Origin of the sequence: Allohahella marinimesophila (genome assembly GCF_039538005.1) — a bacterium.
Lineage (GTDB): Bacteria > Pseudomonadota > Gammaproteobacteria > Pseudomonadales > Oleiphilaceae > Allohahella > Allohahella marinimesophila.
Window position 1 is genome coordinate 67,933 of sequence record NZ_BAABBO010000014.1, and the last position, 25,798, is coordinate 93,730.

Sequence of the window (25,798 nt, forward strand, 5' to 3'; positions counted from 1 at the left end):
CTAACCAGTCAACTGTCCGAGCAGGTAGTCCTGCGCGGAGAAGGCTGGCTCGCCCCGTACAGCCTTTACCTGAGTGTAGCTGCCATCTTCAAGCAGCGACCAGGCGTACGTATTGTCGCGGAGGTAGCTTTCCAGTTCTGCCCTCACCCGCTGAGCAAGCACCGGCGCTTCTATGGGGAAACAGGTTTCCACACGGTTGACCAGGTTTCTGGTCATCCAGTCTGCACTGGAACAATACACCTCACCACCCTCCGGTCCGGCCGAACCGTTGGCGAAGTAGTAGGCCCTGGTGTGCTCCAGAAAACGCCCGACGACGGACACCACCCTGATATTCTCGGACAGACCTTTTACCCCGGGCTTGAGACAGCAGATCCCACGGATGATGAGGTCAATTTTGACACCGGCACAGGATGCTGCATACAGCGCTGCAATGATCCGAGGCTCGGTCAGCGCGTTGAACTTCGCCAGAATATAGCCATTTCCGTTGCCCTCAGAAACAATCTTTGCTTCTCTTCCGATCAGCTCGATGAGTTTTGAGTGCAGCGTGAATGGCGCATGAAAGAGTTTTCGGATTCGCAGTGCCTTGCCCATACCCGTGAGCTGAAGAAAGATGCGGTGAACATCTTCAGCCAGCTGATCGTCACAGGAGAGCAGGCTGTAGTCGGTGTAAAGCCTGGCATTGCCCGCGTGGTAGTTACCTGTGCCCAGGTGAACATAGCGCTTGAGGCCCTTGTCTTCGCGCCTGACGATCAGAATCATCTTGGCGTGGGTCTTGTAGCCAACTACGCCGTACACCACCACGACGCCAGCCTCCTGAAGCTTGCTGGCGAGCTCGAGATTTTCGGCTTCGTCAAAACGTGCCCGAAGTTCCACGACCACGGTGACTTCCTTGCCGCGTCTGGCAGCATCCACCAGCGCCGCTACGATCTCGGATTTGGCGCCAACTCGATAGAGCGTCTGGCGGATGGCCAGGACGTTCGAATCTTTTGCCGCCTGCCGAAGCAGATCGATAACAGGAGTGAAACTCTGAAATGGATGCAGCAGCAAAATGTCTTTGCGCGCAATCACTTCGAAGATGCTGTCCTGATGCCGGAGTTCGGCCGGGGTGGACGGATTGAAGTTTGGATACTGCAGGTCGGGCCGATTGACGAGCGCACTTACCGCCATCAGCCGCGTCAGGTTCACTGGCCCAGCCACACGGTAACATTCGGTTTCCGCCAGCCCGAATTCCTGTAGCAGGAAGTTGACCAAGGGCTCAGGGCAGTTATCGGCCACCTCCAGACGCACAGCGTCACCGAAGCGACGTGACAGTAACTCACCCCGCAGCGCCTGCGCCAGGTCTTCCATGTCGTCCTCTTCCAGCACGAGGTCGGCATTTCTGGTGATTCTGAACTGGTAGAGGCCCTTTACCTCCATACCAGGGAACAGGTCATCTGCATGGGCATGGATAATGGAAGAGAGGAAGACCAGGCAGTCACCATTGCTGATCTCCGCAGGCAACTTGACCAGGCGCGGTAGTGAGCGAGGCGCCGGCACGATGGCCAGCCCTGTTTCACGACCAAAGGCATCCTTGCCATCGAGTTCGACAATGAAGTTCAGGCTCTTGTTCACCAGACGCGGAAAGGGATGACTGGGATCAAGTCCGATCGGCGAGATGACCGGCGAAATTTCCCGCTCGTAGTAGCTTGCGATCCAGTCCTGCTGTTCGGGCGTCCAATCCGTGCGACGGAGGAAGTTGATGCGTTCGTCGGCCAGCGCCGGAATGAGGTCGTTATTGAGCAGCTCGTACTGCAGGCTGACCAGCTCGTGGATCTGTTCCTGCAGAGCCTGCAGGGTCTGTGCAGGCGACCTGCCATCTGCCCCAACGCTCTCGCGGCCGTATTTGATCTGCTGCTTCAGACCGGCGATACGGATCTCGAAGAATTCATCCATGTTGCTGCTATAGATGCAGCAGAACAACAACCTGATCAACAGGGGATGATTCTCGTTGATGACCTGGTGTAGCACCCTGGCGTTGAACTGCAGGTGGCTCAGCTCTCGGTTGAAGAAGTTCTCGGGCTGATTGAAATCGGCAATGCCCGGCATGCTGTCTTCCACGAGAGCTGCGGCGGGCGCATCTTCCAGGTAGGCCAGCTTGTCACTTGGCACTAGGCCTTCCGAACTGATCTGGTCATCACTTTCCATCTATATACTCCATATAACTGATGAGCTGATTTACGCGCAGGCTCAGCCTGACGCTTTGAGCCACTTCGCCACATCTCGTGCGAAATAGCTGAGGATGCCGCTGCAGCCAGCGCGCTTGAAGCCTAGCAAGGCCTCTAGAACACAGGCTTTTTCATCGAGCCAGCCCTGAGCCGCGGCGGCTTTGAGCATGGCGTACTCGCCGCTGACCTGGTAAGCGAATAGCGGCACATTGAAGTTCTCCGCTGCGTCCCTGACGATGTCGAGATAAGGCATGCCTGGCTTGACCATGATCATGTCGGCGCCTTCGTTGATATCGAGCGCGATTTCCTCAAGTGCTTCACGCCGGTTAGCCGGATCCATCTGATAGCTGTGCTTGCCACCCTTGCCAAGGTTTGCGGCACTGCCTACTGCATCGCGGAACGGGCCATAAAAGCTCGATGCGTACTTCGCAGAATAGGCCATGATCTGCACATTATGGTGACCATCATGCTCGAGCGCCTCGCGTATAAGGCCTATACGGCCATCCATCATGTCGGATGGCGCCACAATGTCGGCACCAGCTTCGGCATGTGAGCGTGCCTGCCTGACCAGTGCCTCACAGGTCAGATCATTCAGGATCTCACCACTGTCACTGGTCAACCCATCCTGTCCATGCGAGGTATATGGATCGAGTGCAACATCGCTGATGACGCCAAGTTCAGGGAAACGCTGCTTTACTGCACGGATCGTCTGCTGCATGAGCCCTTCGTCATCCCAGGCGGCAGAGGCATCGAGCGATTTCGCCTCGGCCGGCACGACCGGAAACAGTGCGATGGCGGGAATACCTGAGGCCACGATATCATCGAGCTCACTCAGCAGGGCATCGATGCCCAGGCGCTCGATGCCAGGCATCGAGATGATCGATTCCCGCTCACCGGCACCCCGTCCCCGATCCGGCAACACGAACACCGGAAAGATCAGATCATCTGCAGAGAGCGTGTTTTCCCTCACCATCATTCTTGAAAACGGTTTCATCCGGCTTCGTCTCAGCCGTGTCGTCGGGTATTTGCGCTGCTGCATTGAAATCATCCTGTGATACTTGGGTCTGTAAGCTGCTTCTGATATCAGGAGACTAGTCTGCAGGTCGCCGTCGTAACCTGCTAGTATCCTGCCGCTATGTTAACGCTTTATGACCCGTCATCGAAAAAGGATCAGGGGATGTCGTCCAGTAATTCCGTAAAAACCAGAAATATCGTCATCATCGCCGTGATCGCCGCGCTCATCGGCAGCTTCTTCATATTTGACCTGGGGCAGTATCTGACGCTGGATGCGTTGAGTGCGCGGCAGGATGCGCTCGTTGCCTACTACCGTGACAATACGCTTGCCATGATTGCTGGGTTCTTCGCAGTCTACGTTGTGGTCACCGCTCTTTCCATTCCCGGGGCCGCCATTCTGACGCTGGCCGCTGGCGCCATTTTCGGTTTGTGGACTGGTCTTGTACTGGTGTCTTTCGCCAGCAGTATCGGCGCGACCATCGCCTTTTTGATATCCCGACTGCTGCTCAAGGACTGGGTTCAGAAGAAATTCGGACGCCGGTTGAAAACTATCAACAACGGTGTTGAAAAAGACGGCGCCTTCTACCTGTTCAGCCTCCGTCTCGTACCTGCGCTCCCCTTCTTCGTCATCAACCTGGTGATGGGACTGACGCCGATCAAGACCCGTACTTTCTATTGGGTAAGCCAACTGGGCATGCTGCCGGGCACGGCGGTTTACGTCAACGCCGGCACCCAACTGGCCAGCATCGAGTCCACCGGCGACATCCTCTCGCCTGCCCTCATCGGGTCCTTCGTGCTGCTGGCGATCTTTCCGTTCATCGCACGCTTCCTGGTCGATTTCGTGAAAAGCAGAAAGATGCTGAGCCGGTATGACAAGCCGAGCAGTTTCGATTACAACGTTGTCGTCATCGGTGCTGGCTCGGGTGGTCTGGTCACTTCCTATATCGCTGCTGCTGTGAAAGCCAAGGTAGCGTTGATCGAGCGACACAAGATGGGTGGCGACTGCCTGAACACCGGCTGTGTGCCCAGTAAGGCACTGCTACGCTCAGCCAAGGTCGCCAGCTATATCCGTAAATCCGACCACTACGGTATTGCTGCGCAGGCGCCCGAGGTTGATTTTGCAGCGGTAATGAATCGCATTCAGGACAAGATCACCATGATCGAGCCGCACGACTCCATAGAGCGTTACACCAAGCTAGGCGTCGACTGTGTGACCGGTGATGCTCGTATCATCGACCCCTATCGGGTGCAGGTGGGCAACCAGCTGTTGACCTGCAAGAACATTGTAGTAGCCACAGGCGGCCGTCCCTTTGTTCCGCCCATCCCTGGCCTCGATTCAGCGACCTATTACACTTCGGATACCATCTGGGGGCTTCGCAAAAAGCCCGAGCATCTGCTGATCGTCGGGGGTGGCCCCATCGGTTGCGAGCTCAGCCAGGCCTTCGTCAGGCTAGGCGTCAAGGTCACTCAGATCGACAGGGACCAAAGGCTCATGCCGCGCGAAGATGATGATGCGGCAAAACTGGTCATGGCTGCGCTCGAGGCTGATGGCGTCAGGTTGATTCTTGGTGCTAATGCAAAGTCGATACGCCAGGGTGGTTCGGCCTATGCCAACAGCCAGATTCTCACCTACGAGCAGCAGGGGCAGGCGCATGACATCGAGTTCGATACCTTGCTGCTGGCCGTCGGGCGAGCTGCGAACTCAAAGGGCTTCGGACTGGAAGACATTGGCGTTCGGATCGAAGATAACGGCACCCTGGAAGTGAACGAATATCTTCAGACCAGTGTGCCCAACATCTACGCCTGTGGCGATGTTGCTGGCCCCTATCAGTTTACTCACGTGGCCTCACATCAGGCCTGGTACGCTTCGGTGAATGCCCTTTTCGGCTTTGCCAAGCGGTTCAAGGCCGATTATCGCGTCATCCCCTGGGCGACCTTTACTGATCCTGAAGTGGCCAGGGTAGGACTGAGCGAGGCCGAAGCCAAGGCTCAGGACATTGAGTTTGAGGTGACTCGCTACGGTATCGATGATCTGGACAGGGCGATTGCGGACGGCGAAGACCATGGTTTCGTGAAGATACTCACCGTGCCCGGCAAGGACACCATCCTGGGTGTGACGATCGTAGGCTATCATGCTGCTGACCTCATCACCGAATACATCACGGCCATGAAGCACAAGATCGGCCTCAACAAGGTGCTCGGCACCATCCATATCTATCCGACCATGTCAGAGGCTAACAAGATGGCGGCTGGTCAGTGGAAGCGGGCTCATGCTCCCGAGAAGTTGCTGGCCTGGGTGGAGAAGTTTCATACCTGGCGCCGAAGCTGATCCGGCACGGGTCCAGCCCAGGACTGGCAACAGACCGTCATTCAACTGGGCTGGCTGGCTTAGAGGTTGACGCCGAAGGACATGATGAAGAGCCCGCAGCCAGCTATGAAAAAGCTGCAGCCCAGGAATTGACTCATGAAGATTCGGCGCTTCTGTCTCGCGTTGGTGAACATCGCTCGCCAGTGCGAGACATTGGTCGGTTCCTGCAGAAACAGACAGGTCATGTTCGACTTTCTCACGCTTTCGAGCCCACCTATGGCAGCCTCATCCTGTTGCTTCATATAAATCGCAATGATGAACAGGCTCAAAGCCACGACAAAGGACGCGAAGGTCACTTCAAGCATACTCCCGGTTTTCTGAACCAGGGCATTGGTACTCATGACCGCGACGAGCAACACACAGGCAAAGCCGCAAAGGAACAGCGCGATTCTACCAAGACGGGTGCGGTTTCTGCGTGAACGGCTGAAGGACACCATGAGCTGCTCCCCAACCTGCAACTGGCCCATGCTGACAAGATCTAGCGAGGTGAAGCGGACTGGTTCGCCGTTATAGCGGTATTCAATGACAGGGAAAAAGCTGAAAGAACGATATTCGCCATCGTAGGTGAGCATCCATCGCTCAACGCCGGCCTCCATGGAAACAACCCTGGCTCTGCTGCGGTACATGCAATGCAGAAACCGGGTAAATTCTGAAAACAGGAACCAGCCGGATGTCACCAGAGCCAGACCCATCAACAAAAGAAGAAAATCGATCAAATAAGACGCCTCACTGCAAATTCAGGGGACCAGCGGGCTGAATTATTGCATAGCGAATTGATCCATCAAAGATCTTCATGACATTCGCTCTTTCGATTGCCTGCAAAGCCCGTCTGGATGACAGCATATTAGTGTGACCTGATTCACAAACTTATGCAAAATTAACGACAGATAGTACGGCAAGGTGATCAAGTGGACTCAAGTCCAGCAGCCCTCATCAAAAAAGCCACCGATCAGGAGTCGAAGACTGATCGGTGGCTGAGGCTTGAACTCTGGGCCTGGATGCCCCTTACAAATCAGATAGGCGACGCACCGTAATTCAGGTCCGGCTTCTTCGGCGGATCTGAACGGACATTGTCATCGACCAGTGTTACGCGACCGCCTGCCTGCAGAAAGGCTTCAATGTCTGCGCTGAGTTGAGCTCGCGCCCTGACTTTCGCCATAACGGAAGCTGCAACGGCTTCACTACTGCTTTCTTCGTGTTCGGCCGAATCTGCCGCAAAACCGACCACATCATTATCGTCGTCATCCATCATTTTTTCGTCGTTCATCTCGCACCTGTCATTCATGTTCATCAAGAGGATTACGGCTGGCCTTTCCGTATGCGATATTTATAGATCATGTTGGGGCTGAGGCCAGCAGTATTTTCATACAGATTTGTAGTGGATCGTAAGCAGATGTTGCAGATTTGCGGTGAGGTTATCAGCGTGTAAGGAGACGAGTGTTCTGTATTGCGGAGGGTACGAAAAGGCCTAGTTATTCTCAGGTTCGAGCGGTTTGGGTGCTGAGATGGCATAACCCTGTACCCACTCGACACCGATGTTCTTCAGCGCATCGATAGTAGCTTTGTCTTCCACGCACTCAGCGATTACTTCCATGCCAAGGAAGCGACCCAGCTCGGAAATCGACTTCACCATGGCGTAGTTCACCATGTTGTGGGTAATATCGGTGACGAAGGTGCCGTCAATCTTCAGGTAATCGACAGGCAGATTCTGCAAGTAGGTATAAGAGGAAAATCCCGTGCCGAAGTCATCCAGAGCAAAGCGGCAGCCAAGACGTTTCAACCGCAACATGAAATCGGCGGTGTAGTGCGTGTTAGCCACGGCCGCCGTCTCGGTAATTTCAAATACGATCTTGGTGCAGATGTGCCTGTAATGGTCGAGGCGCTGTTCCAGGAAGTCGAGAAAGGCATCGTCGTTCAGGGAATGTGCGGACAGGTTGATATGATAGCCAGACGCAGCTTCCAGCGCTGCCGGATTTCTTTCCATGAACTGCAAGGCCTGCTCTACCACCCAGCGATCGATGAGTGACGACTTCTTGAAGCGCTCACCGGCTTCTATCAGCGGCCCTGGTGAGATCGGCTTCCCCTGCTCGTCACGAACGCCAAGCAGTAGCTCATACAGGGGCTTGGCTCTGGCATTGCTGCCAATGCCAGCGATTTTCTGGCCGCGAAGCCAGAAGCTGTTGGAAGCAATAGCATTGTCGATCTTGTAGACCCAGCCCATCACGGTGCGCTGATGAATCTGTCCGACATCGCTTTCCTGAAACAGGTGGACTCTGCTGCCGCCGGCTGCCTTGGCTGTCTTGCAAGCCAATGCTGCGTTCTGCAGCACACTGGCCGAATCGCCACTGCTCCGATTCAATGGCAGCAAGCCGATACTGGCACCGATGTGGAAACTGGCGCCGTCATTGGCGCCGCCAAAACTGCGTGCCGCCAGGGCCTCGAGTATCTCATCGGCTGCGCGCTCGCCCTCTGCCACCGAGCAGGGGGCGATCAGCACTGAGAACTCATCGCTACCGAGACGACCCATCAGAAAACGCTCGCCGCCCGAGGCGTCTTCCGCAGTGCCTGTGTCCGAGACCGCCGCATCAACGATGTTCGGAATGGCTTTGAGCACGGCGTCCCCGACTTCCAGGCCAAAGTTGTCGTTCAGCAGCGAAAAAGCGTCAATATTGAAAAAGATGACAACGCCTTCGCGACCAGCGCCCTTCTTGATTTGCAGCAGTTTCTGATCCAGCTGCTTGGCGAACTCTGTACGCGTCATACAGCCGGTGAGCGGGTCGTGAACCGCTTCGCTGACATTGCGCTGATAGAGATCTTCGATAACCTTGAACAGGCTCTGATCGGAGAAAGGTCGCCCGGCTTCACGCTGAAGGGTCAGTTCACCTGTGTGCAGCATGTTCAGAACAGCCGTTCGGCTGAACTGTTTTTCGGTCATTCCTCGGGGCGACAGAAAAATGAATGTACTGCGCTTGCGATCCATCCATGTCAGCTTGAGCTTCTGTGCACCGCAGCCCGCGGTGGCGTACGACACCCACTGGCCGACCTCGAGCTCCTCGAGTCGATCATGCCAGCGCTTGGGCAGGGCTGGACCAGCTGCGGGCAGAGGCTTGTCCTGCAGGAGGGAAGCGTCCGATCGTGACAGCGAATCCTGACTCACCAGCCGATACTGCTGCATATGCAGCAGTTCGCTTCGCCCACCGCGAAAGATTCGCTCGTGCAGCTCATCGATAACGGCCTTGCCCTGATGCTGCAGCCCGAAATCCTCGAAAGCATGCTCTATGGTATCGACGAGACTGCGGCCTTCCAGTTCCATCTCGAAGAGAGCTGGCTTGTCATCAGGCAAGGCCGACAGCCACAGCTGAAGCTGCGCCACGATCTCAAGCTTCTTCGCCACTTCAGCACTCGCCGGGCCATGGCGGAGATAGCAGAGAATGATAATCTGTTCGAGGCCCGCAGCCAGGATATTCAAGACCAGCACAGGCACCTTGCGATCCTGCAGCAGCGAACTGAGCTGGTGCTGGACCCACTCGCGCGCGAGCTGCATCTTCTCCCGGCCCTCGTGCAATTTCGCGACCCGATCGACGGTGCGCTCGAATGCGCGGGCCTGTCGAATGACCAGCTGATTGAGTCGCTGGTTAATCGCTTCCAGATCGGTGCCTTGATTATCACCGCTGGCCTCCAACCGCCCGACGATATCTTCGAGCAGCGCGGGCAGGGTTTCGCCCGCAGTACGATCGTTGATCGCGAGCGACATGAAATTGTTCATGATCTTGCGGAGGGGATGCTGCGCATCTTCGAAAAAGGTAACGTCCTGCAGCACCATCTTCAGCATTGGCAGTTTGAGCCTGGCCATGAGAGGCCGAAGCCTGGGCGGCACTTGCTCGAGCGTATCGATGGCTTCGAACAGCTTTTCTACCAGCCGCGCCCTGGTATGCACCAGTGCATACTGCTTCGTCGTCAACCCGTCGCGCGGCAGGTTTTCCAGGACGGTAGTCAGCACAGCATCGTAATCTTCCAGCTCTCGTCCGAGCCGCGGCCCATGGCGCTCCAGATAGCGCTGACAACTGTCGATGTCCTGCTGCGTCGTCTCGTTTCTGGCCTGGGCCTCGGAGCGGCCGGTCGCAGCCATCAGATGCACATCCATGCCGGCATGACGACCAGCCATGTTCTGAGACAGCGACAGCATCTCGAACAGGGCGCCAGCGGTGTTGTTTCCGGTCATCTGCCGAGGACTGTCAATGACGATATCGTCGTCGAAGCTAAAATGATTGGCCTCAGCGATCTCGCGTTCGCGATAGGTAGTCCCCTGCTGCGTCATCTGACCCGAACCATCTTCCGGCCGATTCGGGCCACCTGAAGCTGGTCGGGGCCATTGGGTTCGGATCTGGTCTGGAGACAGGGCGAGATAGCCCTGACGTTTGAGATAGCTGTCAAGCACGGGGAGTTCATCGCGCAACTGTGCCGAGAGCGCATCCTGATACGAGCTGAACATGAAACTGCGAGCGTCCAATACGAGGTCCAGTCGCTGAATAACCTCCCGCATCAGATGACCGATCATTGCCGGCCCAAAGGGATTGTTTTCAGGAGTCACCGGCGAGTCGAGCATGGCGGAGAGCCTCTGCTGAACCGTGTACAGATAACGATTATGCGAACCGGCGAGCGCCGCGGCAATCAGCTGAAACTCCAGCCAGTTCTCAAACTCGTCTTTCTCGAGCAGGCGTAGATCCGACAATGCAGCCGATGGCTTTTCGGTGGGCCGGGCCGCCACCGGCGATTGACTATCGAGTCCACTCAGGAGGTCCTCGAAACTGTCCTGCAGACCTTCCGCCAGCATGAGCTTGTGTTTCAGCAGCTGCCTGTATGTTGCTTCGATTCGTTGAGCCAGCGCATCGTGTACCCCCCGCAGGATAAGCTTCTGTTTATGCTCGAAACATTGCACCAGGAAATTATCTATGAGGGTTGCAAAGAACTGCCGCCCAAACTGTAGCAACCACTTGCGATCGGCAGCCGATTGCGCTTGCGCGCCCCCATTCTTCACCAATATTGGCGAAGACCGCTGGCCGTCCGGATCGTCATGACTGATCCTGGCAGACGCCGCCAAGAGGTAGTCTACCAAGCGCTCCTGAGCTTCCAGAAACTGAACCCCGAGGGTACTGTCTGCTGCTCGCCTCTGTTGTCCGAGCAAGCGAATCATGTTTTCGTTTTCGTCAAAGAGACAGACTTCCACCAGTGATCCTGGGTCTTCCTGAAGCGCGCCAATGACGGATCGATCACGAATGTTGCCCAGCAGACAGCCGCCGATGCAGGTATTGAGCATTCGGGCGCTGGCTGGGGCCAGTCCGGGCAGAACAAGGAGAACATCACGAGAGATCGTGTGGCGATGGTGCGCGCGCTGGTCTGTGCGGGCCATTTGGAATCCGGATCGATGGGAGTCAGACCAGTTGCGACAGCTTGACACTACGCTTGCTGGCTTCTGGATTTAATTGTAGCTGCTCTGTAAAATCCTGCTCTCGCAAATTTACCCACCAGCCCAAAGGATCCGGATCATGCTCTTCCGTTCGAAAGATCATGCGAGCACCTTTGCCAGGCTGCCGACCGGTCTCTTCGTGTTCTGTGCTTTTGCGCTGGGTATGTTCATAGCTACGCTCATTCACACCCAGAGTCCGGAACGGCAGTCGGCGCCCCCGGCATTCGCCACCGAAGCCCTGCCAGATCCGGATATCGCGCTTTTCGAGCTCAAGGGGATCATCTACACCCCGGCCACGCTCCCACCCGAGGCGCGCAAGGTTTTCCATGATGCCTGGCGCGCTGCTCTGGAACAGTATCAGCGCGGCTTAATGCAGTCGGTAAACATTACGCTGGACAGTCGTGCCGAAGAATTCAGCGAGCTCATGGCGAGGGTCGGCGCCAAGAAGATCAATGATGACGATGTTGAACGCTTCTACGACAACAATTCAGAACAGATGAAGGCACCACTGTCCGAGATAAGAAGTGAGCTGAAGCGAGCGCTGGAGGCCAATCGGCGTACCGAAGCTTCCACAGCGGTGATCAGGGAACTGGTGCAGGCTGGCGAGCTGACCTTTGCTGGCCAATTGAGCGGCAAGCCCTGAAATCGAGCACGGCATTGCCGACTGCCTCACGGCCGAGACTGAACCCGGCCCTTTTTCTGGGACCGACTTCCGCTATACTAGGTACGCGTGTCGAAAGTGAGTCGGCGCGCGTACCATGGATGCACGCACTGCGTGACGGGACACTCGTCGCCACTGTGAAAACGTCAGGCGTAATATCAAGGTAGTCTATGCCAAAGCAGGATTTCATTGAAATGGCTACGGAAAAAACCGCCAGTGCCAGCATCGAGAGCATGTACCGGGTGTTTACCGTCGCCGAAGCGCCCGAATCGACACTGGGGCGAATCGACCAGCAGATCTCGCACAATCTTGCGGGGTTCCTGCAGGACCATATCGTAGCGGTCGAAAAGGATCTGGATGAGGTCGAAAAGGACTTCAGCAGTTCCGAGATTCCAGAACAGCCGATTTTCGTATCTGAGCAGACGCAGCATCTTCTGGACAAGCTCGTTGCCCATTCCGTGCATACGGCCTCGCCCAGCTTCATTGGCCACATGACGTCGGCACTCCCCTATTTCATGCTGCCACTCTCGCGCATCATGATCGCGCTGAACCAGAACCTCGTCAAAACCGAGACCTCAAAGGCGTTCACGCCGCTCGAACGACAGGTGCTCGGCATGCTTCACCGGCTGGTCTATGGCGCCAGCGATGCCTTCTACGAGCGCAATCTGCACGACCACTCGATTGCGCTCGGCAGCATGTGCTCAGGCGGCACTATTGCCAACCTGACGGCCTTGTGGGTCGCCAGAAACCAGTGTTTTCCGGCGGACGGAGATTTCAAGGGTGTTCGCAAGGCTGGACTGGCGCGTGCCCTCAAGCATTATGGCTATGATGACTGTGCCGTATTGGTCTCGAAGCGAGGCCACTATAGCCTGAGCAAATCAGCAGACCTGCTGGGACTCGGCAGCGACCAGGTCATTGCCATAGACACCGACGACAGCAATCGCATACGTCCGGATCGTCTGATCGGTCGCTGTGAAGAGATGAAGGCGGCGGGCACACGGGTCATTGCCATCGTCGGTGTGGCCGGTACAACTGAAACCGGCAACGTGGACAATCTTGCTGAAGTCGCAGCCATCGCCAAGCGTTTCGGTATTCATTTCCATGTCGATGCTGCCTGGGGAGGCCCTACCCTGTTCTCCTCAACGCACAAACATCTGCTGAAGGGTATCGAACTCGCGGACTCGGTCACGCTGGATGCCCACAAGCAGCTTTATGTCCCAATGGGTTCCGGTCTGGTCCTGTTCAGGGATCCGTTGACACCGAACGCCATCGAGCATCACGCACAATACATTATTCGCAAGGGTTCAAGGGATTTGGGCAGCAAAACGCTCGAAGGCTCCCGCCCGGGTATGGCCATGCTGATTCAATCGGCGCTCAAGATCATTGGCCGTACCGGCTATGAGATTCTTATCGATCAGGGTATTGAGAAAGCGAGGTATTTCGCTGCCGAGATCAAGAAGACCTCTGAATTCGAACTGATATCGGAGCCTGAACTCAATCTGCTGACTTATCGCTTTGCACCGGAATCCATAAGGCGGCAAATGCGAAACTGTACACCGCAGCAATGCAGGGAGATCAATGAACTGCTGAGCAAGATTACCAAGCGGATTCAGAAAACGCAGCGCAACCGTGGCAAGGCCTTTGTATCGCGCACACGTCTTAACCCGCCGCAGTACGATTATCAGGACTGCATCGTGTTTCGGGTAGTATTGGCGAACCCACTGACGACAAGGGATATTCTGCGAGGCGTGCTTGAGGAACAGTCCGGTATAGCCGCCGAACCTGAAGTGCGTGAACTGGTGGAACAGATCGAAGTCATTATCAGAAAGGCTGCCTGAGCAGCCCTACACAACGGCTAGCTCAGGCTTTTAACAGTGTCGGCCGGGCCTTTATGGACCCGGCCAGCTGACTCATCCAGCAGCCTGAGTCTGCTTGGCGTCCTGTATCTGCCCGAAGTAGGCGTAACCGAGCTCGTCATGCAGCTGGCTGAAGCCGACCTGTAGCTGATCCACGAAATGCTGGAGTTCAGTCTGCTTAAGCTTGGTGAAGTTGGCATGGTCCAGCTGTCGCTTCAGGCGATTGATCACCAGCAGAGCCCGCTCACCGTTCTCAAGAATTTCCAGCGTCGCTTCGATTTCGAGCATGCAGCGTGTAATCGATCGTGGAAACACAGTGGACTGCATAAGGAATTTCAGCACTTCCTGACGCTGAATCCGCACCTGCATTTCCAATCGGTACATCTGATAGCCAGTCAGCGATTTCAGTACACTCATCCACTGCAGACTGTCGTAAGTCCGGCGCTTTACAGCCTCTAGCAACGCTGGCGACTCTTCATCCATCTCGTGGTCGTTCGGCAGCAGATTGGCCGACCGGGTGTCGATGATGCGACTCGTCATGTCGGCCCGTTCGATCAGGCGACCCATTTCAAGGAACATATAGCCGGCATCACGATTCATTGTGCCTGCCAGGATACCTGATATGGTCTGGCACTGTTCGATGACATCCGACAGGAACTGATAACGCCCGCGCTTGCCCAGGGCCTGCGCAGAGCCGTCCTTTGCAAAGATGAACAGGCTATTGATCGCTTCCCAGACTTCACGGGGCATGACATCGCGAACAGTACGTGCGTTTTCCCGCGCATTGACGATGGATGTCACCAGCGAGACTGGCGATTTTTCGTCGGTGATGAGTATCTTCAAGGCTTGACGACCATCACGATCGCTATCATCGGCCTCCTGCGAATACAGCTCGTCGGCGCCGGTGATCGACACCAGCTGTCCCCACTTCGGCGAAATGCCCTTCGGCAAATCCAGCAACAGATTCGAATTGACATTGATGAGCCTGGCGACACCTTCTGCTCGTTCGAGATAGCGTGCCATCCAGTAAATATTGCTTGCGACTCTCGATAACATCAGATGCTCTCCTCATCAATGATCCAGGTATCCTTGCTGCCACCGCCCTGCGATGAGTTCACCACCAGGGAGCCCTTGGTCAGGGCTACACGGGTCAATCCGCCAGTCGTGACGTGAATCTGATCACTGGACAGGATGAACGGCCGCATGTCGACATGGCGTGGCTCGGGCTTGCCGTCGAACAGCGTGGGAATGGTGCTCAGGTTAAGGGTGGGCTGGGCGATGAAGTTTCTCGGATCTGCCTTGATCAGTTTGGCAAAGGCTTCGCGCTCTTTCTTCGTAGACTGTGGGCCTACGAGCAATCCATAACCACCAGACTCATTCGCTGGCTTGACTACCAGCTTCTCGAGGTTCTCCAGCACGTACTTGCATTCATCATCACGCATGCAGAGATAGGTGGGAACATTCGGCAGAATCGGCTCTTCAGACAGGTAGTATTTGATCATGTCCGGGACAAAGGCATAGACGACCTTGTCATCGGCGACGCCTGCACCGGGCGCATTGGCCAGCGCTACATTTCCCGCCAACCAGGCTCTCATGAGGCCAGGGACTCCGAGCATTGAGGTCTTGTCGAAGACCTCGGGGTCGAGGAACAGATCGTCTACCCGTCGGTAGATGACATCCACACGCTCGAGGCCATCGATGGTCTTCATGTAGACGCAGTCGTCATCGTCGACGATCAGGTCACTGCCCTGCACGAGTTCACAACCCATCTGCTGCGCAAGGTAGGAGTGTTCGAAATAGGCTGAGTTGTATATGCCAGGCGTCATGACGACCACCTGAGGATATGCAGCAGGCCGAGGCGAGAGCGCTGCGAGTGTATCGAAGAGCTGCGATGGATAGTCATCAACCGGCAGAATCGAATACTCACTGAATAGATCGGCGAATACCCGTTTCATGACCTGGCGGTTTTCCAGCATGTAGGACACACCGGAAGGCACACGAAGGTTGTCTTCGAGCACATAGATGTTACCGTCGGAATGCCGCACGAGATCCGAACCGCAGATATGCGCCCAGATGCCGTGAGCCGGATTCATGCCTATGCACTGTTTCCTGAAGTTCTTCGACTTGGCGATGACTTCCTTGGGAAAGACCTTGTCCTTGATGATGCGCTGATCGTGGTACAGATCGTCGATGAACATGTTCAAGGCCTTGGCACGCTGCTTCAGGCCCTTGTCGACCACCGTCCACTCACGACTCCCCATGATTCTCGGGAGAATATCGAAGGGCCACTGCCTGTCTATTGAGCCACCCTCGGCATCATAGACGGTGAAACTCACCCCCATCTCCTTGATGGCCAGCTCGGCAGTCTGCTTCAGCCGAATAAGGTCTTCCGGGTCCATGTTGGCAAGCTGTCTGGCGAGCGGCTCAGCGATGGTGCGTGGCTTGCCGTTCGCATCGATGAGTTCGTCGTACAAATCAGGATAAGTGTACTTCTTCCAGTCTATGCCCATAGCGTTTAGCTTCCTTAAACCGCTCAATTTTGTGAGACCGCTTGCTGCCTCTGTTGTTCTTCATTCGGAATTCAGTTCATCAACCATGCCAGATCGGCCGGAATACCTCAATTCACTAATCAGGTCAGACCGTCCCTAGATACCGTTACGCCAACCACGGGCGGCTGACTGTCGGCGCCATAACTCACACCTTGCAGTGGCGGTATGTCGCTGTAGTCTCTGCCAATGGCCGTCACGATATAGCGATCATCAACCAGGCAATCGTTGGTGGGATCGGCGTGCAACCAGCCGAACCCAGGCACCCAAAGCGCGATCCAGGCATGCGAGGCGTCGGAGCCAACCAGCTTTTCCTCACCCTCCGGAGCTTCCGTCAGCATGTAGCCGCTGACGTAGGCAGTGAGCAGGCCAAGCCCGCGCAATCCGGTCAGTCCAAAATGACTGAAATCCTGACACACGCCTTTCTTGTTCGACCAGGCCTCGGTGACAGGCGTATCGACGTGGGTACTGCCGCCTTCGTAGCTGAATGCTTCGTGTATACGATGGGTAAAGTCCATCAGCGCTTCAATGATAGAGCGGGCAGGCGTGAAACTTTCCCTGGCGAATTCAACGATATCAGCAGCATCGGCGGCATCAGGCACGCGCTGGCTGGGATAGATACAGGCGATGAAGCCGCTCGTTGGCAGCGTGGCCCGAAGTTCGGGAAGCAGCAGGGATTCCCATGGCTTCAAAAGCTCAGGCGTTTCAGCAAGTGGCACCGCGCCGATGGGCGTCTGCGACATCTTTGCCTCAGAACGCACCAGCAATCTGTCGTGTGGCTGATCTATTTCGAAGTAGGCCTGCACGTTTGCGAAGACGTCGCGTTCACGCAGGGTCAGCCGGGGCGCCGGATCGACATGCAGGGTGAAGCTTTCCAGCTTCTGCATGAAATGATTGCAGCGCACCTGGCTCAGCGGCTGCAGACAGGCCCGGTAATAAGACAGCGAGGCCGGCGCAAAGTAGGCGTAGGTGGTGTCGTGTCTGACTGAAATCTGTGGAACTGTCATTGGCTCGCCTAACGTCTTGAAGTCTGTTTGACCTGGGCAAAGAAGCGCTGATCGATTTCCTGCCCGATCAAGTTGAGATTCTGCTTCGTTCTGAAGACCACATCAACGACGTTCAGGCGCTGATGTCGGAGATCGGACCAGACCGCCTGGGGCGCCAGCCGGAGCTGGGCGAGTGCCGCAAAGAGGGCGTCACCCAGTTGATCCTGCCCACTGGCGGCATTGCTTCTTCTGGCATCGAGCGACTGTGTCAGCGGCTCCATACCGTCGATGATGGCGTAGAGCGATCGAGGATTTCTAGGGTCCAGCAGCAGGTGATAGAACACAGCGGAAGATTCAATGAGCGTCCCCATGCGTCGACGATAACTGCCGTAGGCATCATTGCCGCGCAGCAGCTCTTCAAGCTGACGATGCTCACCCTCGATCTGATATTGACCGATGAACCTTGCCACGAGGAAGGTCAGGCAATGAGCGCGCTCGAGATCGCGGCCAAGCTTGAGCCACAGTCCACCCTGATCCAGCGGCAGGCTGTCCCCCGTGGCGCCAGTGACTGCAAAAGACGTGTTGGACAGCGTGCGCTGCATATCGTCAATATCGCTGCGATCGAGACCATACCCCTCTTCGGCGGCGCTAAAGCGCTTGGCGATCGTCTTGAGCGTCTGCTCCAGGTTCTCGATACTGCGCCAGCCGTCGCCGGAGAAAAGATCCCTCACCTCATAGCCACTGCGAATGACTGATCGCAGGTTGTTCGTGATGCTACCGTTGACGGTTTCTGCATAGACCCATCGCGCGAGCTTTTCGACCGTGAGTGGCTTGCTCAGCCGGGCCTTGCTCTCGTTTTCGAAGGCTACCATCGAAAAGCTCAGATGCTGGTAGATGCAGATGGCCAGCGTATTCAACAGCCTGGCTTCAACTTGCACATCCTCTTCGTAGCGGCGGTCATAGAGCTCGCTGTAGCTGCTCATGAGCCGAAGAATGGTTTGCGACCGTTCGAGATATCGCGCCATCCAGTAGATGTTTTCAGCAGCCCGGCTGGTGAGTGGGACTGGCGGGCTGTTGCGCCCACGTTCAGCCTGCTCATGCCGATAGCTCTGTTCCGCCATCAGCGCAGCGGTAGGCTCGGTCTGCTCACTGATGACCCAGGTATCCTTGCTGAGACCGCCCTTCTGACTTGAGACGAAGGGCTGCGACGATGCGCCAGAGACTCGGGTCAAGCCACCAGGCATGACGTCGTACTCCGCGCCATTGCCCACGGTGAAGAGCCTCGTCACCAGATGGCGCGGAATCAGCTCGTCGCCATTGAAGGTCGGCACCGTCGAAAAGGCAAGCCGCTGCTGACCGACATATTGCCAGGGTTGGGCCTTGATGCGCCCGATAAGCAAAGCCTGTTCGGCTTTCGTGAGCGCGCCGCCGAATATAGGGGTATTGCCCCTGTCGATATGCTTGATGACCATATCGTCGATGCGGCTGCAGACATGCTGGCGCTCCGCAGGCTGCCCACACCACCAGGTAGCCACATTGTTGATTTTCAGGGATTCATTCAGGAAATAGCGCGCGAGTCGCGGTAGAAAAGGCAGAATACCCGGCGACTCGAGAATGGCTGAACCGATGGGATTGGCCAGGCCAATGCGACCAAGCTTCTGCGCCTGAACGAGTCCAGCAACGCCAAGCACCGAGTCTCCACGGCAATAAAGCGGGTCAGAGAAGGAATCGTCGACCCGCCGAATGATGACGTCAACCTGCTTGAGGCCATCCACTGTCTTCAGAAAGACGTTGCCATCCCGAACCGTGAGGTCGCCACCCTCGGCCAGGGTGATACCCAGGTGATTGGCCAGATACGCATGTTCGAAATACACTTCGTTGCCCACGCCCGAGGACATGAGCACGATGACAGGATCTTCAGTCTTGCGAGGGGCCAGCGCGGCCAGATGCGCTTTCACCTTGCGCAGGAATGGCAGCAGGCTGGCCGGCTGAATATCACGTACTTCCGGCCGCATGACCCGGTTACTGACCTGCCGGGCCTCCATGACGTAGCCAATACCCGAAGGCCCCTGGGTCCGATCGCTGACGACCCACCAGTTGCCATCAGGGCCACGCGCCAGGTCAGAGGCAAACAGGGTCATGGCCTGCGCCGCGCCGCCAAACAGAGCCGGATAATAACCGGAATGCAGGTAGACGAGCTCCGGCGGCAGCAGGCCATTGCGAAGACAGCGTGACTCCCCCTGCAGGTCCAGCAGGATATGGGAGAACAGGCGGGCTCGTTGCTGTATGGCGGGCTGCAGCACATCCCACTCATTCGGCGCGATGATCATTGGCAATGGATCGAGACGCCAGGTTCGACCAGCACCCGCCGGATCGGTATAGACGTTGTAATAGACGCCCTGGTCTCTCAGACGCCGCTCGGATTCCCGTCGCAGCGCTCGCCACTGCTCGGCCGAATTCTTCGTGAGCAGACTGGCCAGATTCGACCAGTGCGGACGAACGCTGCCATCGGCGGCCACCATCTCGTCGTAACCATCAGCCGTGCCAGCGTACGCCGAGGCCTGAAGGTCGAGCATCTGTTGACTTTGCTGCTGGCCTTTCAGCTCTGGCAGGCGCGGACCAGGTATCCTTTCATTCAAAACCTATATCGCTCCCGTTCGCAAACGCCGCATGACTGTCATTCCTTTTCCCAGTCGAATGCTGGCAGATTGTTGAAGAGGTCGAGCAGCCCTTCCCCCCAGCGCTTCCGCAACGAGGCATAATAGGGGGAATTGAGCTTCAGCTGCCAGCGATGAGCCGGCTCGAAAGCGTCCTTTTCGAGTATCAACAGGTCTATCGGTGGCGCGACGCTGAGATTACTGCGCATGGTGGAATCAAGCGAGACGAGCGCGCACTTGGCGGCATCTTCCAGCGAGGTTGCACACTTGATGACCCGGTCGAGAATGGGTTTGCCGTACTTCGTTTCGCCCAACTGCATGTAGGGGCTATAGGGTGAGTACGTGATGTAGTTACCCTCAGGATAGATCATCATGAGGTCAGGTGACTCACCGCGCACCTGCCCGCCCAGCAGAAAGCTGGCATCGAAAGTCGCCTTCTGCTCGAGCTCCTTCTGATAATACAGGCGGTGACGGACACTCAGCGTACCGATATAACGCGCCGCGTCACTCATGTCACGACAGGTGGCCAGAGACTCGGAGACCTCATGGTCCAGATCGCGCTGAATCGCCTTGACCACGGCCTGTGTGGTCGCCAGGTTTCCCGCCGAACACAGCACGAAGTAGGCACGTCCAGGAATCTCGAACGTGTTCATTTTCGGGTAGACGCTGATATGATCAACACCGGCATTGGTGCGCGAATCGGACGCGAAGACGAGACCTTTGTCTACCGCGATGGCGACGCAATATGTCATTGTTTGTTCCATTACCAGTCATTAATTCACGGGGGAAGCTTCAGGCCCGCAGGCATGAAGTCCAGATAGCATGACGCCATCAGTCACTGAATACCATTTTTTCTTCCTTGCTCACGAAGCTGACGAAATCGAGGCGGCGACTGACGAGACGAAACAGCAGGCAGCTCTCATTCTGCGAACGCTGTTGCAGTATCTCGAAAAGGGCCGGCTGCAGGTACTTACGCTTTGTTTGCCTGCGCAGTTTCCAGCCGGAAAGGCAGCGCTGGCTTACCATGAACTGGGCGCCGGCACTGTGCCTGATACCCCCCGTCCCTGGCTACAGAGTTTTGGTCTACCCGGTCAGCTATTGGACTCGACAATGCCCGGCTGGCGCCTGAAGCGGAGCTGGAGCGAGTTGCAGGGGTGTACCTTGCAAGCTGGAACGAACGAGTCGACCAGATTGTTCATCAAGGCGGCAGAACAGACATCAGGCGCAGGGGAATTGTTGATTCACGGAGCCCTCAGTGAACTGCCTGGCCGGTCACTGGTGGGGTCGATGATGGGGAGGCGATTGCTGAGTATGGCCAGCGTACTGTTGCCTGGCGAAAAGACGCGTACCGAACTGACACTGCTGTCTGGCAGCAGAGTGCATATTGAACTTCTCGATTCGCCGGATGGCGCTATGGGTTTGCAGCCGCTCCTGGTGATCAAGGCGACTGCCGACTGATAGCAGGCTTGCCGACCCGATAGCCGGCGAGGTGATCAGCGCGCGAGCGCTACAAGCTTCGTCGACGCACGATGTGCCATGGCGGCTGCTGAAACGATGAGGAAGGTCTGTACCACCAGCAGCGGCGCCAGCATACCCATAGGATCTGCAAGACCAGAAGCTTCTGAACTCCACAGCACCGGCATGATGAGACTGGGCAGCACAACGACGGCAGCGATGATGCCGAACAGCGTGGCAGCAAGATCAGCGTTCTTGCCAAGCTGCCCAAACATGGCGAGAGCAAACAGCACCAGCGGCAAAGCAGCCAATAGCAATACGGCGTTCAGGGGTGCAGCTGCCAGAGCTTCCGCACCAGCCTGACCCATGGCTGCAGCCAGACAGACTGCGGCTAGTTGAACGAATCTTAAATAAAGCATCATGAGTCCCAGGATCTCCAGAAGCCGCGCGGACACGCAACAATGGGCGAAAGCTTACTGGGCACCAGGGCAAAAATCAGTGACGCTTTTGTCTTTCTGTGTAAAAGTTCACGATTTCAAGGCCTTACTTCGTAAGTTGAAGTAACGGAATGTGACGGACGTCACCTCAATAAAGCGCCTCTTCATCCTCGAGCACTTCGTTGATCACCTCGATAAACAAGCGGTCGGCATCGCTCATTTCCTCAGGAATCCTGATCGTAGTGGTTGCGCTGATTTCCTGCGCAATGAGCGTATCGGCGTCTCGCTCGTTTCTGTGCTGCCTGGCAATCTCCATGCAGCGGGCAGTGATGGTCGGATCGGCCAGCACCTTCTTGATGAAACCCCGCATCTCCGAGATCATTCTGGCCTGGCGGCTGATTTCCTTTGAATCTCCTGAACTCATTATGACCTGTCCTCTTAAAACGATGATCTTTTCGACCGGACGTCAACGTAGCGTGAACCAAGGGTTTCGGGCCTGACGAGACACCATGAATACGGTCGAAAAATAAGCTGCTTTAGGTTATCATGCCGCGTTCATTCATTTATAGAATGCGTTAGTCTCTGCTGATCGGCAACCAGGATCGTTTAGCGCCGTGCCTTCGGGCTCGTTTTCGCGCGCATGGCCATCAGCTATTCTGAAGCATCGCTTCAACTGGACGCCTGTATGCAAGCAGCCAAGCCGCTGTTTTCTGGTAATAAATATTGGGCCGAATGCTTCGGCATCGCCCCTTTCCTGCCGATGTCGGTCGCTGAAATGACTGAACTCGGCTGGGATAGCTGTGACATCATCATTGTCTGTGGTGACGCCTATGTCGATCATCCGAGCTTTGGCATGGCCGTGGTCGGCAGAACCTGGGAGAACCAGGGATTCAGGGTCGGCATCATAGCGCAGCCCGACTGGCATTCGGCTGTCGATTTTCGCCGCCTTGGCAAACCGAATCTTTTCTACGCCGTCTCCGCGGGCAACATGGATTCCATGATCAACCGCTACACGGCGGACAAGAAGATTCGCCATGACGATGCCTACACGCCAAACAACGAAGGTGGCAAGCGGCCGGACCGCGCGGCCACCGTGTATAGCCAGCGCTGCAAGGAAGCCTATCCCGAGGTACCGGTGCTGCTAGGCGGTATCGAGGCCAGTCTGCGACGAATTGCACATTACGACTACTGGTCGGAGAAAGTGAAGCGATCGGTCCTGCCAGACTCGAAAGCCGATTTGCTGGTCTACGGAAATGCCGAACGCGCCATCGTTGAAATCGCCGAGCGTGCGGCACGTGGCGAATCGCTCAGGGCCATGTCGAACATTCGCGGCACGGCGGTAATGCTCGAGCAGCCGCCCCAGGCCTGGGCATCGCGCGACTCCACACATATCGATCGTCCCGGCAAGGTCGAGGCGCCGAAGAATCCTTACGTCTATGAACAGGACACCGCCGCCAATGAGGTGGTGGACGGCATTTCGCCTGCGCCAGAAACTGAACTCGGGCTGAATGTGTCGAGTGGCTGTGGCAAGCGCAGCGATGCCATGGCGGCGCTTGATGTGTCGGGCGAGGCTGGCAAGCAGGTGGAAGCCCAGATTCTGCGCTTGCTGCCCTCGCCGACCTCAAAGCCTGAATATATCGAGCTGCCGGCGTACGAAGTCGTCAAGAATGACCCCGTGCTCTACGCCCACGCCTCGCGGGTTCTGCACCTCGAAACCAATCCGGCCAACGCACGACCGCTGTTGCAGCGCCATGGCGAGCGCTGGCTGTGGGTGAACCCGCCAGCCATACCCCTGACGACCGAAGAGCTCGACGACGTGTTCGAGTTACCGTTTCAGCGGGTACCGCACCCAAGTTATGGCGACGCGAAGATCCCGGCCTTCGACATGATCCGCTTCTCGGTCAATATCATGCGTGGCTGTTTCGGTGGTTGCTCATTCTGCTCGATCACTGAGCATGAAGGGCGCTGGATCCAGAGTCGCTCGGAAACATCGGTGCTGCGAGAGATCGAGAAGATCCGTGACATGACCCCGGGCTTCACCGGCACGATCTCGGATCTCGGTGGACCAACTGCGAACATGTATCACCTAAACTGCAAATCCGAGGAGATTCATGCTGGCTGCAGGCGGCTGTCGTGTGTGTTCCCTACCATCTGCAAGAATCTGAAAACAGACCATAGTGCGACGACCCAGCTCTATCGCAAGGCGCGGGCGCTGCCTGGGGTGAAACGGGTCATGATTGCTTCGGGGCTGCGCTACGATCTCGCCGTTCGCGATCCCGAATATGTCGAAGAACTGGTGACGCACCACGTCGGCGGCTATCTGAAAATTGCGCCTGAGCATTCTGAAGCCGGGCCCTTGTCGAAAATGATGAAGCCGGGGATGGAGACCTATCATCGCTTCAAGGAAATGTTCGAGCATTTCAGTCGCAAGGCCGGCAAGCAGCAATACCTCATCCCCTATTTCATAGCGGCCCATCCAGGCACGCGGGACGAGGACATGCTCAACCTGGCGCTCTGGCTCAAGACCAATGGCTTCCGGGCAGATCAGGTCCAGGCCTTCTACCCCTCACCCATGGCCAGCGCCACAACCATGTACCATACCGGCAAGGATCCACTGCACAGGATCGGACGAGATAGTGATGACGTGGTGGTTCCCAAAGGTCTGAAACAGCGGCGACTGCACAAGGCCTTTCTACGCTATCACGATCCGGACAACTGGCCCCTGTTGAGAGAAACCTTGCAGAGTATGGGGCGAGCCCATCTCATCGGCTTCGGCAAGCGCCATCTGGTCCCGCCGACGCAGCCAGCTGGCTGGTCGCCGAAGACCAAGCGTACTGGTAAACCGACGTCTGCCAGGAAGCCTGCGAAAGGTGCCATCCTGACCCAGCATACCGGGCTACCGCCGCGCAAGGGAACTCCTGCTCCGGCAGGCCACAAGAAGCGCACTGCCGTGGCAGGTAGGCGCAAGCAGGGCTCTGCTTAGTCGATGAGCGACCAGCAACGCGAGACGCTCGTAGGAATTGCCAGTAACGAGGCTTCTGTGAAGCGTGTCGTGCGCTGGATTGCCGCCAGCGGCGCGGTGGTGGCGGTAATGATTGGCTTACGCTCGCTGATGCTGGATCACCTGCTACACGCAGCTGTTCTCTTCAGTTTTGCGGCCACCATGCTCGTCAACGAATTCATACTGTTCTTCAGCAGGGATGACGATCTTTACAAGTCGTTCTTCCTCTGGTCGATCGGGCTGATCCTGCTGTATCTTGCAGCGAGTGGTGGCGAGTCGAATACCGGCATTCTCTGGTTTTACGTGTTCCCGCCCTTCGTTTTCTACATCTCCGGACTCAAGACAGGTCTGTCGCTGGTCGCCACCTTGATGATTGGCATGCTGCTGATTTTCAATTTCGAGAATCTCTCGATCGTGGTAGCCAGCTACAGTGCCGATTTTCAGATTCGTTTTTTCAGCACGGTCATGTTCGTCATCGTATTTTCCTACATCGTAGACAAGCAGAGACGCGATGCCATCAGTCAGCTGGTCACCATCGGCAAGCTCTATGAGTACGCGGCCCGCACTGACGAGCTGACGAAACTGCCGAACCGCAGGGATATGCGCGATCAGCTCGAAAGCGAATTTTCCCGCTACCAGAGAAATGGCCATCATTTTTCGGTCATTCTGCTCGATATCGATCACTTCAAGCAGATCAATGATAACTATGGGCACGATGCGGGCGATGTGGTGCTGACAAAATTCGCAGATGCGCTGCGAGACGTCTGTCGCAAGATGGATACAGCCGCACGGTGGGGTGGTGAAGAGTTCCTGATATTGTTGCCGGATACAAAGCTGCTCGAGGCCCTGGCCATGGCCGAACGCCTGCGGATCAAGATTTCGCGCATGGAGGTCACCTATGGCCAGCAGACGATTCGACTCACCACGAGTTGCGGCGTCTGCTCCATTCATTCGGCCAAGGATCTCAGCGCGCTGCTGCGACAGGCCGATGTCAGCCTGTATCAGGCCAAGCTGCGTGGCCGTAACATCGTCATTCCACAAGTGACCAGAGATCGGCGGGTTTCGCCAGAATTCAGCGAACCTGGCAGAAAGAGTCAGGCTTCGGATCTGGAACTCAAGGGCTTTGACGACCTGCTATAGCCTACA

At 56.5% G+C, this 25,798-nt stretch carries 18 protein-coding genes; 6 read left to right on the forward strand and 12 right to left on the reverse strand.

What is annotated here, in order from left to right; all coding sequences use genetic code 11:
- On the reverse strand, positions 1-2,184 hold the full coding sequence (gene ppk1, locus ABD735_RS15365; RefSeq protein ID WP_425548622.1) for a polyphosphate kinase 1: 2,184 nt from the start codon (positions 2,182-2,184) through the stop codon (positions 1-3).
- Positions 2,185-2,226: 42 nt separating this feature from the next.
- On the reverse strand, positions 2,227-3,243 hold the full coding sequence (gene hemB / locus ABD735_RS15370; protein ID WP_344808013.1) for a porphobilinogen synthase: 1,017 nt from the start codon (positions 3,241-3,243) through the stop codon (positions 2,227-2,229).
- A gap of 138 nt (positions 3,244-3,381) precedes the next feature.
- On the opposite strand from hemB, the gene ABD735_RS15375 reads away from it, so the two are divergent.
- Positions 3,382-5,547: an FAD-dependent oxidoreductase gene (locus ABD735_RS15375; protein ID WP_344808015.1), complete on the forward strand. Its 2,166-nt coding sequence runs from the start codon at positions 3,382-3,384 to the stop codon at positions 5,545-5,547.
- Positions 5,548-5,606: 59 nt separating this feature from the next.
- Here ABD735_RS15375 and ABD735_RS15380 read toward each other — a convergent pair whose 3' ends face one another.
- From ABD735_RS15380 to ABD735_RS15390, 3 genes are all read right to left on the reverse strand, one after another.
- On the reverse strand, positions 5,607-6,302 hold the full coding sequence (locus ABD735_RS15380; protein ID WP_344808017.1) for a DUF3592 domain-containing protein: 696 nt from the start codon (positions 6,300-6,302) through the stop codon (positions 5,607-5,609).
- A 296-nt stretch (positions 6,303-6,598) separates the two neighbouring features.
- A complete protein-coding gene (locus tag ABD735_RS15385) occupies positions 6,599-6,853 on the reverse strand; it encodes a hypothetical protein (protein WP_344808019.1) in 255 nt (84 codons plus the stop codon).
- Between the two features lie 201 nt (positions 6,854-7,054).
- Complete coding sequence (locus ABD735_RS15390; protein ID WP_344808021.1) at positions 7,055-10,996, reverse strand: DUF1631 family protein; 3,942 nt, start codon at positions 10,994-10,996, stop codon at positions 7,055-7,057.
- A gap of 136 nt (positions 10,997-11,132) precedes the next feature.
- Here ABD735_RS15390 and ABD735_RS15395 point away from each other — a divergent pair, with 136 nt between their 5' ends.
- Entirely contained in the window at positions 11,133-11,696 is a 564-nt protein-coding gene (locus tag ABD735_RS15395) for a hypothetical protein (protein ID WP_344808023.1), read from the forward strand.
- Positions 11,697-11,908: 212 nt separating this feature from the next.
- A complete protein-coding gene (panP, locus tag ABD735_RS15400) occupies positions 11,909-13,552 on the forward strand; it encodes a pyridoxal-dependent aspartate 1-decarboxylase PanP (RefSeq protein WP_344808025.1) in 1,644 nt (547 codons plus the stop codon).
- Positions 13,553-13,624: 72 nt separating this feature from the next.
- Here panP and ABD735_RS15405 read toward each other — a convergent pair whose 3' ends face one another.
- The 5 genes from ABD735_RS15405 to ABD735_RS15425 form a co-directional block, all read right to left on the reverse strand.
- Entirely contained in the window at positions 13,625-14,626 is a 1,002-nt protein-coding gene (locus ABD735_RS15405; protein WP_344808027.1) for an alpha-E domain-containing protein, read from the reverse strand.
- Entirely contained in the window at positions 14,626-16,080 is a 1,455-nt protein-coding gene (locus tag ABD735_RS15410) for a circularly permuted type 2 ATP-grasp protein (protein WP_344808029.1), read from the reverse strand. The genes ABD735_RS15405 and ABD735_RS15410 overlap by 1 nt, the downstream gene beginning before the upstream one ends.
- 119 nt (positions 16,081-16,199) lie before the next feature.
- A complete protein-coding gene (locus ABD735_RS15415) occupies positions 16,200-17,123 on the reverse strand; it encodes a transglutaminase family protein (protein ID WP_344808031.1) in 924 nt (307 codons plus the stop codon).
- Positions 17,124-17,131: 8 nt separating this feature from the next.
- Entirely contained in the window at positions 17,132-19,741 is a 2,610-nt protein-coding gene (locus ABD735_RS15420) for a circularly permuted type 2 ATP-grasp protein (RefSeq protein WP_344808033.1), read from the reverse strand.
- 38 nt (positions 19,742-19,779) lie between these two features.
- On the reverse strand, positions 19,780-20,511 hold the full coding sequence (locus ABD735_RS15425) for a proteasome-type protease (RefSeq protein ID WP_344808035.1): 732 nt from the start codon (positions 20,509-20,511) through the stop codon (positions 19,780-19,782).
- A gap of 70 nt (positions 20,512-20,581) precedes the next feature.
- Here ABD735_RS15425 and ABD735_RS15430 point away from each other — a divergent pair, with 70 nt between their 5' ends.
- Positions 20,582-21,217, forward strand: coding sequence for a hypothetical protein (locus tag ABD735_RS15430; protein WP_344808037.1), 636 nt, complete (start codon positions 20,582-20,584; stop codon positions 21,215-21,217).
- 35 nt (positions 21,218-21,252) lie between these two features.
- On the opposite strand, the gene ABD735_RS15435 is transcribed toward ABD735_RS15430, so the two are convergent.
- Both ABD735_RS15435 and ABD735_RS15440 read right to left on the reverse strand, forming a co-directional pair.
- Positions 21,253-21,636 carry a hypothetical protein gene (locus ABD735_RS15435; RefSeq protein ID WP_344808039.1) on the reverse strand — a complete coding sequence of 128 codons (384 nt, stop codon included), beginning with the start codon at positions 21,634-21,636 and terminating at the stop codon, positions 21,253-21,255.
- Between the two features lie 163 nt (positions 21,637-21,799).
- Positions 21,800-22,075, reverse strand: coding sequence for a hypothetical protein (locus ABD735_RS15440; protein WP_344808041.1), 276 nt, complete (start codon positions 22,073-22,075; stop codon positions 21,800-21,802).
- A gap of 261 nt (positions 22,076-22,336) precedes the next feature.
- Here ABD735_RS15440 and ABD735_RS15445 point away from each other — a divergent pair, with 261 nt between their 5' ends.
- Positions 22,337-24,634, forward strand: coding sequence for a YgiQ family radical SAM protein (locus ABD735_RS15445; RefSeq protein WP_344808043.1), 2,298 nt, complete (start codon positions 22,337-22,339; stop codon positions 24,632-24,634).
- A 3-nt stretch (positions 24,635-24,637) separates the two neighbouring features.
- Positions 24,638-25,792, forward strand: coding sequence for a GGDEF domain-containing protein (locus ABD735_RS15450; RefSeq protein ID WP_344808045.1), 1,155 nt, complete (start codon positions 24,638-24,640; stop codon positions 25,790-25,792).
- Positions 25,793-25,798: the final 6 nt, after the last annotated feature.